10 protein-coding genes are annotated in these 12,930 nt (G+C 63.4%); all 10 read right to left on the bottom strand.

Annotated features, from left to right (window positions below; all coding sequences use genetic code 11):
* Positions 1-3: 3 nt before the first annotated feature.
* Positions 4-690 (bottom strand): sirohydrochlorin chelatase, encoded by a 687-nt coding sequence (locus tag E4662_RS04110; RefSeq protein ID WP_136439971.1) that lies wholly within the window; start codon positions 688-690, stop codon positions 4-6.
* A gap of 56 nt (positions 691-746) precedes the next feature.
* On the bottom strand, positions 747-1,979 hold the full coding sequence (locus tag E4662_RS04105; protein ID WP_136439970.1) for a lytic murein transglycosylase: 1,233 nt from the start codon (positions 1,977-1,979) through the stop codon (positions 747-749).
* 99 nt (positions 1,980-2,078) lie between these two features.
* The gene (pssA, locus tag E4662_RS04100) at positions 2,079-2,831 is read right to left on the bottom strand and encodes a CDP-diacylglycerol--serine O-phosphatidyltransferase (RefSeq protein WP_136439969.1); all 753 of its coding nucleotides are present in this window, start codon (positions 2,829-2,831) and stop codon (positions 2,079-2,081) included.
* A gap of 3 nt (positions 2,832-2,834) precedes the next feature.
* Complete coding sequence (locus E4662_RS04095; protein WP_136439968.1) at positions 2,835-3,527, bottom strand: phosphatidylserine decarboxylase; 693 nt, start codon at positions 3,525-3,527, stop codon at positions 2,835-2,837.
* A 62-nt stretch (positions 3,528-3,589) separates the two neighbouring features.
* Positions 3,590-6,973, bottom strand: a complete 3,384-nt coding sequence (locus tag E4662_RS04090) for a YhaN family protein (RefSeq protein ID WP_240705126.1) — start codon at positions 6,971-6,973, stop codon at positions 3,590-3,592.
* A complete protein-coding gene (locus E4662_RS04085) occupies positions 6,973-8,211 on the bottom strand; it encodes a metallophosphoesterase family protein (protein ID WP_136439966.1) in 1,239 nt (412 codons plus the stop codon). The genes E4662_RS04090 and E4662_RS04085 overlap by 1 nt, the downstream gene beginning before the upstream one ends.
* A gap of 84 nt (positions 8,212-8,295) precedes the next feature.
* Positions 8,296-9,384 carry a sensor histidine kinase gene (locus E4662_RS04080; RefSeq protein WP_136439965.1) on the bottom strand — a complete coding sequence of 363 codons (1,089 nt, stop codon included), beginning with the start codon at positions 9,382-9,384 and terminating at the stop codon, positions 8,296-8,298.
* A gap of 9 nt (positions 9,385-9,393) precedes the next feature.
* Positions 9,394-9,843 carry a response regulator gene (locus E4662_RS04075; RefSeq protein WP_136439964.1) on the bottom strand — a complete coding sequence of 150 codons (450 nt, stop codon included), beginning with the start codon at positions 9,841-9,843 and terminating at the stop codon, positions 9,394-9,396.
* Positions 9,840-12,143 carry a sensor histidine kinase gene (locus E4662_RS04070; RefSeq protein WP_136439963.1) on the bottom strand — a complete coding sequence of 768 codons (2,304 nt, stop codon included), beginning with the start codon at positions 12,141-12,143 and terminating at the stop codon, positions 9,840-9,842. Before E4662_RS04070 ends, E4662_RS04075 begins: the two co-directional genes overlap by 4 nt.
* Positions 12,144-12,887, bottom strand: a complete 744-nt coding sequence (locus E4662_RS04065; RefSeq protein ID WP_136439962.1) for a response regulator — start codon at positions 12,885-12,887, stop codon at positions 12,144-12,146.
* Positions 12,888-12,930 lie beyond the last annotated feature (43 nt).

The raw sequence follows: 12,930 nt of genomic DNA, 5'->3' as shown, positions 1-12,930 counted from the left end.
GGCTCAGCTCTGCCGCAACCGGCCCGCGATAAACGCAGGCAATCCCGGCTGGCAGCCAAACGGCTCCAGCCGCAACCCGGCAAAGCCCACCGCGTCCAGAGCCTCGGGCAGATCGTCCAGAACATGCCCGCGTTTCATGTTGAAGAACGGCAGGCAGATCGCCTTTTCGCCAAGCCCCGCCGCGCTCTCGGCCAAATAGGGCGCTTCCTCGACAAACCCGCAGCGGATGTCCCGAAAAGCGACGCGCGTCCCAATTTCCTGGGCAAAACCGCGCGTCACCGATGCCGGTTTGTCGCTCCGCCCGGAGCCATGCGCCGCGACAAACAAGGCGGTCTCTTCCGCCGCCCAACCTTTCGCGCTCAACTCCCGCCGGAGCCAATCCGCTGTCCAGTCCGGCAGGTCCGGGTCCAGCCCGAAAGGCGCAAGCTGCTGCACGTCGAAGCCCGCCAATCGCTTGGGCAAGGCAACTTTGGTGAACCACCCATCGGCCATGAAAAACGGATAGATGAGCGCCCCCGGATGCCCCTCCAAAGCCGCCTCCAAGACGCCAGGCGCAGCCAGCGTCGCGCCGATCACCCGATCCTCGGGCAAAGCGTTTTGCACCTCGGCGGCCAAGGCTTTGATCTCTGCCTCGCCCACCTCCGGCTCCGATGGTTGCCCGTGGCTGACGATCACCGCGTATCGGCTCATGTGGTATCCCCTGCTGCGCTCACAGCAGATATAACGCGCTCAAACCAAAGGCCAAGTCAGCGCAGCGCCCGTTTCATCCCGGCTTCGGGAAAACAGGTTGCGGCCTGACCCTTCGCCTCCTGCCAGCGCCCGATCGAACGCCGCGTCTTGAACCCCGGCAAGCCATCCGCGCCGCCCACGTCATGCCCCATCTTCTCCAAGGCGCGCTGCATCACCGCCACGTCGGAGCGCAACAGCCCGCCGACTTTGCCCCAACGCCCTGAAAAATCACCCATGCCATACTGAATGCGATCCCCCACATGGCCCACAAACAGCGCGTAAAGGTCGCTCTTGTTGTACTCCTTCAGAACGTAGAAATTCGGCGTGACGATAAAGGCCGGCCCGCTGCGCCCGGCGGGCATGAGCAGATAGCCTTCGCCGCGCCGTTCATGATCCGGGAAAGCCTTGCCGCTGATCCGGCGGATGCCCATGTTCTCCCATTGGCTGATGCGTCTGCCCTGATCCGGGCCCTCAAGCGTGCAGGAAACAGAAGCAGGCACCACCACCTCGAAACCCCAGTCGCGCCCCGTCACCCAGCCATGCTTGTCCAGATAATGGCCAATGGATTCAATCGTATCCGCCTCGGACCCCCAGATATCCGCCCGCCCATCGCCATTGCCGTCGGCGGCGTATTTCAGAAAGCTTGAGGGCATGAACTGCGGCTGGCCCAAAGCCCCCGCCCAACTGCTTTTCATCGCCTTGCCCGGTGCGTGACCGGCCTGCGCGATCTGCAAAGCCGCCACCAGCTCATTCGCGAAATAGTCCTTGCGGGTGCTCATGAACCCCTTTGTCCCCAGCACCTCGAACACATTGTTGCGGATCGGGACCTGCCCGTATCCGCTCTCGCGCCCCCAAATCCCGAGGATGATCCGTCCAGGCACGCCGGTCCGCTTTTCGGTTCGCGCCAGAGCCGAAGCATGGCGTTTCATCATCTGCCGTCCGACGCGGGTTGCGCCGTCAATGCTGCCTCGGTTGAAGTATTTCCCCGGCGAGCCAAACTCCGCCTGCCGCTGTTTGCGCGGGCCAGAAGGTTTGCTGCCCGGTGGCACCAGATCCGGCAGTTTCCAGTTCAGGGAAACCCCGCGAAACGCGCTGTCAAAGGTACGCTTCGAGACGCCCTTTGCCTTGGCGCGCGGCCAGATCTCCGAGGTCAGCCAGCGTTGAAACTGCGCCTCGACCTGCGCCTTGTTCTGGGCCGAGACCAGCCCCGGCAGGCTCATCAGAAAGACAAGGAAAACAACACGCAGCATGATCGGGACCTCGGGTTCAAAACGCTTGACCCGAGCCTAGCGCCTGACGCGCCGTCTGTCTTTTCAACTCATTTTGAAAGGCGTAACTTCGCCGGTCCGTCAGGCGGGCTTGCGCCGGGAGGTGACAAAAGTGATCACGAGCCCCGCGATGTAGGCCAGGGATGCCAGAACCAACGTCAGCCAAAGGTAGGTGAACAGCGCCGAGGCGATCAGCACCGCGCCCACCATCAGGTACCGCGCATGTTCACGCCGGATGGTGATGTTCTTGAATGATGGCGTCGGCAGGCGGCCGATCATCATCAGCCCGACAACCAGCAGATAAGCTGCGATGACCTCTGCGGGCAGATGCGGGTCTTCGTGGAAAAGAAACGCCAGATACATCGGCAAAAGCGCAAGCATCGCCCCGGCAGGCGAGGGCACACCGACAAAATGATCGGTGGCGGGTTTGTCCTCAAGGCGGCTCATGACGTTGAACCGAGCCAGTCGCAGCACGCAGCAGATCGTGTAAACGAGCACAACGATCCAACCGATGCCCCGGAAGTCATGCAAGGCCCAGGCGTGCAGGATCAGCCCCGGCGCGACGCCGAAATTCAGGAAATCTGCAAGGCTGTCGAGTTCCGCCCCGACGGAGCTTTGGCAGCGCAAAAGCCGGGCCAGCCGCCCGTCCAGACCATCCAGAATCCCCGCAAACAGGATCAGCTTCACGGCGTTCTGAAAATCACCGTTGTATCCAAATCGAATGGCCGTCAGCCCGGCGCAGATCGCCGCGATGGTCAGCAGGTTCGGCAACAGGTGCAGCACCGGCAGCTTGGACTTCTCGCGGGGGGCGGTGACCTGTTCGGGCTCTGACATGGTTTATTGTGTCCGCGCTTGCCGCGCCGGGGCGCTGGACGCCAGATCGGCCAGAACCGTCTCGCCCGCCACCATGGTCTGGCCAAGGCTCACCATCGGTTGCACGCCTTCGGGCAGATACACATCCAGCCGGGAGCCAAACCGGATCAGGCCAAACCGCTCGCCTGCCTCGATGCTGTCGTTGGTGTTGGAGAAACACACGATCCGCCGCGCCACGAGACCGGCGATCTGCACCACGGCAATCTGAGTGCCATCTTCGCGTTCGATGCACAGGCTGTTGCGCTCATTGTCGGCGCTGGCCTTGTCGAGCGAAGCGTTCAGGAACTTGCCCGGACGATAGGCAATGGACTTGATCACCCCGCCCACGGGCGCACGGTTCACGTGACAGTTGAACACGCTCATGAAGACGCTGACGCGGGTGAGCGGCTTGTCTTCCATGCCAAGCTCTGCCGGCGGCACCGCCGGTTCGATCAGCGAAACCACCCCATCGGCGGGGCTGATCACGAGGCTCTCGCCAAGCGGCGTTGCGCGCTTTGGATCGCGGAAGAAGTAGTAACACCAGACGGTCAGCCCGACCCCGATCCAGCCCAGGAAATCGGCGATCAGGAAGAGCACCAGCGTGATCGCGGCAAAAATCGCAACGAACCGGCGCCCTTCGGGGTGCATGGGTTTGATGAAGGTGTCGCGCATACGCATGGGGAACGGCCTTTTAGCTGAGATTGCGGTCTCTTACTCCTTTGCCCGCCCCGCATCAACGCTCAGATGCTGTGTATCGTGACCGCATCGGGACAAACCTCTCTGGCAATATCGACCACATGTTTGTGATGAGTCAGATAGATCGCCTGTCCCTGCTGGCCAATCCGGGCCATCACCCGGCAGGCGGCGCGGGTGCGGTCCTCGTCGAAGGTCTCGAAGACGTCGTCACAGAAGAACGGCAGGCAGGTGCCCTCCTGCACCAGTTGCGCATAAGCCGCAGCGCGCAGGGCGAGATAAAGCTGAAAACGCGTGCCCTTCGACATGTCCTGCGCCTGTTTCGACTGTCCTTCGCGGGTCAGCGCCACAAGCGTCTCGGTGTCGCCATCGGCCTGCGTCATCAGCCGCATATAAGCGCCGTTGGTCAACTCTGCAAAAGCCGCTTCTGTGGCTGCCATCATGCCGCTGCGATGGGTGTCGCGATAGCGGCGGATCGCCTCTTCGGCCAGCCGGATGCCTGCGTTCAACTCGACATAGCGCAGCGCCGTGTCTTCGATCGCCGCCTCCAGCGTGGCTTTCTGCTCGGTCAGCCGCGCCACATCCGCGTCCCCGGTCACAGCATTCAAAGCCCGCTCGGCGAGGGTGCGCCGCTCGGTGGCCTCGCGCAGCCGCGATGCCTGTGTCTCGATCCCCTGTTCCAGTGCCGCAAGCTCTGACGCGACATCCTGCGCGGAAATCCCGCGCAGCGCGGCGCGTGCCTCTGACAAATCCGGCACGCCCAACCCGGTGCAGAGCTGCGTGACCAATCCCGCCCGCTTCTTGCGATCCGCGTTGACCGACAGGGCCGCACCGGTGGCGTCGCGCAGCGCGTCCAGTGTTGTCACATCTGCCGGGAACACGGCTGCCCAGGCCGTAATCTGCCGGTCTATTCCGGACAGCGCTTCGTTCGCCTCCGCCAGAGCGGCCTCCTGACTGGCGATCTGCAGTGTCAGGTCTTCAAAGACCTCTTCCGCGCGCGCCGCCTCGGCGGCTTCGGTTTTCAACGCCTTGTAGGCCGCTTCCGGGCCTTGCGGCGCCTCGACGCCATATTGCTCGGCCAAAGCCGTCATCCGCGCGTCAAAGGCCGCATGGTCTGCTTCCATGCTCTCGACCCTGCGTTCATCCTGCGCCAGCTTGCCTTCGATCTCCCGCACACGGCGCAAAGGCTCCAGTGTGACGGACAGAACCTCCGGTTTGATCCCGGCGGGCAAGGCTTTTCTGACAGCATCTGACCACGCCTCCGCTGCCTCCGCCGCCGCCTGTGCCACTGTCGCGCCTTGTCTTGTTCGACGAGCAACCTCTGCCTGTACTTCCGCGCGCCTCTGCTGCGCCTCCCGCGCCGCGCCCTGTGCCGCCCGTTCCGCCTCTGCTCGGCGTTCTGCTTCGGCCAAGACCGTTTCGAAATCGCCCACGCGCACAGCCAATGCGTTTTTCAACGCTGCAAGCAGCGCCTGCCCATCCGTCAGGACCGGCGCATGGAGCATGCGGGCCTCTTCGAGCGCCCGCTGCGCGTCCTCCGCCGCTTGCCGCAACGCCTGCCAGCGCAAGAACCCCTCCGGGCTGGGCTGGCTCTCCAACCCTGCGGCCTTGGCGGCGGCATGAACCTGCGCCAGAAGCGCATCGCGTTCTTCCGACATGCCCTTGATTTTCGCCGCCGCGCCCTGCGCTCGTGCCTCCAGATCGACCAGAGCCCGGCGCTCATGCGCCACCTGCGCCAAATCACTGGCCTGCGCCAACCGCGCCGCCGCCGTCAGGTCCACCCGGCGCAGCGCCGTCTCGAACGCCGCCGCGCTCTCGGCCTTCAAGTCCTCCAAATGCGCCTGCCAAAGCGCCTCGCGCGCCTCTGTCTCAGCCTGCGCCGTCTCGTCCCCGATCAGCGTTCCGGCCTCCAGCATTTGCGCAATCCGTCGATTTGCCGCCGTGATTTCGGTCAGCCGGTCGGCCTGCTCCGCCTCCAACTGTCCCAATTGCGTTTCGAGTGCGCCGTGCCGCTGGGCCAATACCTCTGCTTCCGGCAGGGTCTCTTCCGGTACAGTCTCCATCCCCAACATGCTCAGCGCCCGAGCCAACCCACGTTCCGCTGCACCCATGGCCTCTGCCGCCGCCGCGTATTTTGGCGCAAGCCGCCCGGCCGCGTATTGATCCAGCAAAGCCGAAATCGGCTGGTCCGGGACGGCCACGTCCGGCGTCTCTTCCAACCGCGCCTCCGCCTCTGCCAGATCCCGCGCTTGACGCGCCCGATCATGTTGCGCGGTGGTCATGGCGTCGCGCGCCGCCTCCAGCGATTGCAGTGTCGCCGGGTCGAGCAGCAAACGGCGCGGCTCTATATCCTCAGCCTGAAGATCCTGTGCTGCCCGCGCCAAATCGGCTCGCAAGCCCGCCACCGATTGCCTGCGCCGTCCAAGGTCAAGCTCTGCACCGCTGAACCGCTTGTAGAGGTCCTCGACCTGGACCAACGCATCGTCCAAAGCCAGCAGGTCCGGTTTACGGCGAACGCCGTCCCGAGCCTCTCGCAGGTCCGCGAGGTCTTTGGTCAGGTGCGTTTGATCAGCCCGAAGACGGCTTTGCTCCATGGCCAGTTCCACCAGATCCTCGGGCTTGAAGCCCAAAGCCTCCGGCACGCCTTCCGTCCCGGCTAAATCCGCCTCAACCGCGTCCAGTTCCACCAGCAACGGCAGGGCGGTTCTTTGCGCGTCCAGTTCCGCCTTGCGCCGCCACAGCCCATTGCTGTCCTCCCGTGCGGATGCTTCTTCGGCTTGTGCGGCCTCCATTTCCTGTCGCAACTTGCGCCAGGCGGCGGCGGTGACATCACTGTCCTTGATCTGTCGGGTCACCTCCGCCAGCTCCGCCTTCAACTCCGCCATCCGCGTCGAGCGTACTTTTTTCTTGTAAAGCGCCCCGGCCTGCGCCCGGAATCCGTCCAGAACCGCGCTCAGATCGCTGATCCCTGCGGCGGCGGAAAACAGCAAGTTGCCGATGTCCCCCTTGCTGCTGACGATCTCTTCACCGCCCTTTTCAATGGTGTCATCGTCGAGGCACAAAAGCTGTCGATAATCCGCCTCGGACAACCCGCCCAGATGCGCTTGCAGGCTCGCTTCGGGCAAAACGCCGCCATTCTGGTCCAGCAGGTTCCCCTTGCGTTTCGCCGTCCGGGTCAGCGTCAACGCTCCGCGCGCGGTCTCCAGATCCGCCGAGATCTGCAGGTTGGCCCGGCTATGCTTGAAGTCGTAGCTTTCCCGGTGCGGAAAGCCGTACAGCAACCGCAGGAAGGCCTCCATCGTGGTGGTCTTGCCCGCCTCGTTGGGGCCATAGATCACGTGAAAATCCGCCGTCTCCCCGGCTTCGCCGAAGTCATAGGACTTGCCCGCGAAATGGCCGAACAGATCAAGATCGAGCCGCCGCAGACGCATCACTCCGCCGCTCCCTTCATCGCTGCCAGCACCGCCGCTGCGCCGCTTTCGGCCAATTGGTCCGCCAGAGCCTCTGCCGCCGCCTCGTTCGGGGCCAGTGCTGCTCGTCGCGCCGGTGTGGTCTCGCCCAGCAACGTCGCCAAGCCCTGTGCCATTTCCTCGCGAAACGCAGGCTCATCCCGGATGTCCGCCATCAATCGGCCAAGTTCCGTCACCGCCGAGGCGCTTTCTGCCGCATCCTTCGGGTCTGACAGGTCAAACAGCACCTTGTCGATCCAGACCCGTCCGGTTTCTGCGGCCAGTTCCGCGATAGTCTCGCGCCACTGATCCTGATCGCGCAGAACGGCCCAATTCAGCGCCGTCTCCCCATGCAGGGTCAACCGCAACACACCTGTCTCCGCCTGCAATGCCCCTGCCGCGTCCCGGATCACGTCGCGCAAGGCCGCTCGCAACCCGTCCTCACGCTCAAACCCGGCGCAGTTCAAACGGGCCTCTGCGAACTCCACGGATGCCGTTGGCACTTCCGACAGGGCAATCTGCCCGTCCTCGATCTTGATCAGCGTGGCGGTTTTCGGCCCCGCCTCGCCGATATCCCGCCCCTGCGGTATCCCGGGCATGACGATCCACGGTGCTTGTCCGTGCACTTGCCGTTTGTGGATGTGGCCAAGGGCCCAGTAGTCGAACCCCATATTGGCCAGTTCGCTCGCCGAGCAAGGCGCATAGGTGTCATGCCCCGCAGCCCCGCCCAGCGATGTGTGCAGCATCGCGATGTTCACGGCCCCCGCCACCGGCGCTCCGAACTTCGGAAGCAGGCTTTCCGGGGCGTGCCGACCACTGAAGCTGACGCCGTGAATCCAGACATCCTGCCGTGGCAGTTGCACCTTGCCGCCGCGCCCGTCGAAGACATGCACAGTGTCGGGCAGGCTGAGTTCCCCGGTGATCGGGTTCTCCGCGTCGTGGTTGCCCTTGATGTAGTAGACCGCGATCCCGGCGGCCTTCAGCCGGTCCAGTTGCGCGATCAGGAACGCGGCCGTGCGGGCGCTGCGTTCAGCGCCGTCAAACAGGTCCCCGGCAATCAGAACCCCGGACACCTCGTGTTCCAGCGCCGCGTCCACGATCCGCGCAAAGGCGGTCCGCGTCGCGGTTTGCACCCGTTCCCCCAACGCCGCATCGCGCAGCGCCAGCGACTTCAAAGGCGAGTCGAGATGGATGTCCGCAGTGTGCAGAAGGGTGATCATGGTTGGCGGGCTCGCGGCGGGGCAATCTTATCCGCCATGCATGACACAGATCAGCGCCAGCGGCACCCCCTTTGGGCGGTGACCCTAGACAGGCCGGGACCGGTCGGGAATCCGAAACCCGATCACCGTTCTCGCCTTCGGGTCGCTTGTACACCAGATCGTCCCACCATGCCGGGCGATCAGCTTGCGACAGGTCGCGAGGCCCAGCCCCGTCCCGGAAACCCCGTTGTGACCCGGCACCCGTTTGAACGGCTCGAAGATGCCGCTCCGATACTCTTCAGGCACGCCAAGGCCCTTGTCCGAGACCGTCATCACCAGATGCGCGGCGTCATCGACAAAGGCGGCAATGCGAATATCGGGTGGCGCATCGCCGCTATACTTGATCGCGTTGGCAACAAGATTCTGCAGGACCTGCGCGATTTGCGGCGGGCGGCAAATGATCCTGTGAGCGGGATCTTCCAGACTGACCTGCACCACGGCGCCGCTGTCCTCGATTTCCCGGCCCAGGGCCGTCAATGCGCGATCCAGCAAGTCACCGACACAGGCCTCCGCCTCCGCGTCGTCCCGGTCCAGCCGCACATGATCCGACAGGCTGCGCAGCATATCCTGCATCTGGCCCGCGGATTTGCGCAACATCCGCAGCCCCTCCATGGCCTCCGCCATGTCACCGTCTTCGATATCCTCCTCGATCTGTTCCGAAAGGTAAGCCGCCGCACGGATCGGCGCCTGAAAATCATGCACCAGAACCTCGGTAAAGGTCGCCAGATCGCGCCGCTGTTCATCCAGCCGCCATTCCGCCAGTGCTTGCGCCACACCGTTTTTCAGCATCCGGCTTATGGCGTTCTGGCTCAGGGTCGACTTCGGCGCATAGTCCGTCGCACCGAACTGGATAGCCGATTTGGCAAGCTCCTCATCCCCTTGTCCGGTCATGAAGAAGATCCCGGCCTTGGGCCATATCTGCCGAAAGTGCGAAACGCTTTCGAGGCCGGTTTCCCCGGGCAGGACATTGTCGAGAAAAATGGCCCGGATGTCAGGATCCTGCACGCCCAGCGCCTCTTCGACAGTGGCTGCCTCGGTCACGCGCACGGCGTAATCAGACTTGGCCAGAAAGCGCCGGAGCAAGGCGCGATCACCATCGTCATCGTCAACAATCAGGGCGGAAATCTCAGTCATACCAAAGCTCTAGGGTTGCAACATGGGCAGTTCAATGATCCGGGCGTAGGCCTCGAGGAAGCGCGCGAGGTGCTCCAATCCGTCGCCGAGTCCGTCCTTCGGAGCGTAGCCTGCCACCGAATGGGCATAGGCAGCGCGCCGGTCTTCCTCGGACTGCGAGGTGGTCATGACAAAGACCACCGTCTCGCGCAAACGCGGATCGCCGCGCAGCGCGGCGAGGAACTCGATGCCGTTCATGCGCGGCATGTTCAGGTCCGCGAGGACCAGATATCGCGCGGGCAGGGGGCCTGATGCATCCCGCATCAACTCCAGGGCTTCGATCCCATCCAAGGCGCGCGTCAGGACAACAGGCAGGCAGCACTTGGCGACCGCGCGGCTGACCGCCTTGGCATCACCGTCATCATCTTCGACCAGAAGAATGTTCAGCGGCGGCCCGTTCTGTTGTCCCGCCCCGATCATGCGGCCCCGAGCGCCATGTCGCACGCTGTTTCGGGCGCGGCGTCCTGTTTGGGATTGGGCCAGAGCACAAAAAACGCGGTGCCGCGTTCACCATCGGACACCAGTCGGATCTCTCCACCCACCAGCGCCACCTGCTTGCGCACCATGGCCAACCCTATGCCGGCCGTATCCACTCGGTCCCTTGGTTTCAGGGTTTGGAACGGTTGGAACACCTTTTCCTGAAAACTCGTCGGAATCCCCGGCCCGTCATCGCTTACGCTGAATTCCACGCGGTCCCCCAGATCGCGACAGCCGACGTGAATCGTGCCGCGCGGCCTGTCGTGGTGGCGGATGGCATTGCTGATCAGGTTGAGCAGAACCGACTGCAACGGCAGGCGGATGACCGGGCGGGCCATCAGATCGGGCTGCACGATGATGTCGAACCCATCGTGCTCCTCAAGCAACGCCTCGATGTCCTGCATCATGGTGCCAAAATGGGTCCATTCGCGGGCGACCTGCACCCGTCCAATGCGGGAATGCTCCAGCATGGCCTCCAGCAGGCGCCCCATACGGTGCACACGGCTCTCGATCAGACCCAGCGTATCGCGTGTGTCGTCGGTCAGATGCTCTTCGAGATCCTCCGCCAGCCATCCGGCCGCATTGGCAATCACCCGCAGCGGCGCTTTGAGGTCGTGCGAGGTGATGTAGGCGAACTGATCGAGTTCCTCGTTGGAGCGCTCCAAGCGTGCCACGAGTTTCTGTACCCGCTCCTCGGCGCGCCGCGCTTCCGTGACGTCCTGCATGATCAGGATCAGGTGATTGGCCTCTGCAAAGCGCGCATGGGTGGCCGAAACCGCGAGGTGCAACAACTCACCGCTGCGCCGCCGCCCTGTCATGTCCTGCGCCCCATGTCCTGTGCCGTCCAGGTCGCCAAAACAGCTGCGCCCCGACAGCTCACCTTGCTCTAACAATCGCTCAGCCCGCAGTCCGATCATGTCTTTGGCCTCATAGCCGAACAGCGTCGCGGCGGCGTTATTGGCCTCTTCGATTCTGCCATCATCAGTGCACACCACGATGGCATGACCGGCGGATTCAAACACGGCGCGGGCCCGCACGGCGGCGGGGAGCAATGCATTGGTTTGGGTGAGAAACGCATCGGCCAGTTCGCCAATTTCATCGTTCGCCTGTGTCTCCAGCCGCAAAGGCTCCGGCGCATCGCGCGACGTTTTGACGAGGCTCAGCGTCTCGCGCAGAGGCCGCGTCAGTTGCGAGGCGGCCAGCAGGCTGCCGGTGCCTGTCACCAGGAAAACCAGCATCGCAATGAGGAACGACAGCGACGCATGTGCTCGCAGGTCCGCGTTGACCATGGCGTAGAGATCGCTCTGCGCCATCGTCGTTACAAGGAAGAACAAAGCCGGGCTGTCCCGCGCCGGGCGAATGGCGCGGACCACGGCAGCATGGTCACGCACAAATCGTTCAGGCCGTCCGGCCAATGCGGCGTCAAGCGCCTCTGTCGCGGCGGAGGCGCGCCAGTTTTCGTCCTCATGATAGACCATTGGCGGCGCATCTATGCCGCGCTCAAACATCATGTAATCGCCGGTCCCCGTAACGACGGTCGCGCGGACGGCTTTTGCGACCTTGGGCGATGAGACATGCAGGAGTGCGCTAAGGTCGGCCTCGATTTCCAACACCGCAGAAACCGTGTTCTTGCCGACGAACAAAGGGCGGATGATGCGCAATGTTGAAGGCGCCATTCCACGCCCCTGTGCGCGGCTCCGGGAAATCTGCCAAGAAGTGCTCTGGTCAAGTGGGGCTTTCCCATCGACCGCGAAGGCGGGTGGCGCGCGGGTTTGCTGCAGATCAGTCGCCGCGACGATCTGAACCCCGGACGCTTCCCGGTTCAGCCGGGCCAACTCGCGCCAGGCGTCCGTGCGCCCGATCAGCCGGACATGCCTGTAGTACGGCCTTGTCTCCATCAAATAGCCAAAGAACCCTTCAACCCGATGCCGCGCTTCCGTTTTGCTCCCGTCCGGGGGGGCGGTTTCGAATGACAACTGCTCGAAACGCTGCATATCCGGCACGCCTGCCAGCAGGGCAGCATCGGCCTCCATACGGGTGAAAACCGTTTGGATATCCTGCGCGTAGCGATCCGCTTCCGCTTGCAATGCCGCGAAGGCATGCGCCTGTTCACGCTCACGCGTCGAGGCGATGTTTTCCATCGTCAGAACCAGCATCGCACCGACCGTCGAAAACAGAACCCACGCAACGATCTTGCCGCGCAGGGTCAGGGAAATGTGCTTTGCCGGATTGCGCAGCTGCATTTATCCGGGCGGGCTCAGCGGCGTGGTCGGCGTATGCCGATCCGGGGTCAACACACTGGCGTTTCCATCGAAAATTTCTTTGATCTCATCGAGGAACATATTGATATCCCCACAGGATTTCTCCAGCGCGGTAAGATTTGCGTGCACGGCGGGCTGACCACCGGCGGCCCGGCGCAGGCCGCGCACATGGCGCAGGGTTGCGGCCAGCACCGCGCGAATTTCCGGCCCGCAGGTCTGCGACAGCCGCGACATGGACACCCGCATCGCGGCGCGCGGCGAGGTAGCCTGCCCGATCGCTGCGATCAGGATGCTGCGTTCCAGCGCCGAGACAATGGATTTGCGCACGCTTTCAATGCTCAGCTCTTCTTTCGTCAGATAGTCGGCACAGCCGTTGCGCATCACTTCGACAGCAATGTCGTGGCGCGCGACGCTGGTGACCATGATCGGCACCGCATCCACCTGATCCTCATGCGCGGTCAGGATTTTGAGCGCGTCAAAACCGGTTTCCATGTCGAGGTAATAATCGAGAAAGACGATATCCATCGCGCCTTCGTCGAGGATGACCCGGAACTCTTCGAGATTGGCGGCCTCATAAGGCTGAAACTTCAACCCGGCCTTCCGGCACAGGCGTTTTAGGCGGTTTCGATCCGGCCCCTGATCGTCCAGGAACAGCACCTTGAGCGGCTCGGTGGTCTGGGGGACGGTTTGCGGACTTGGCCTTTGCGCGACTGACGCGATTGCCATTCTTAACTCTCCCGTTCGTTTTTCCGATCTGCACGCCGGCGCG

It is taken from the genome of Pacificoceanicola onchidii (assembly GCF_004804335.1).
GTDB classification, from domain to species: Bacteria; Pseudomonadota; Alphaproteobacteria; order Rhodobacterales; family Rhodobacteraceae; genus Pacificoceanicola; species Pacificoceanicola onchidii.
This window is presented reverse-complemented; position numbering and strand designations above follow the sequence as displayed.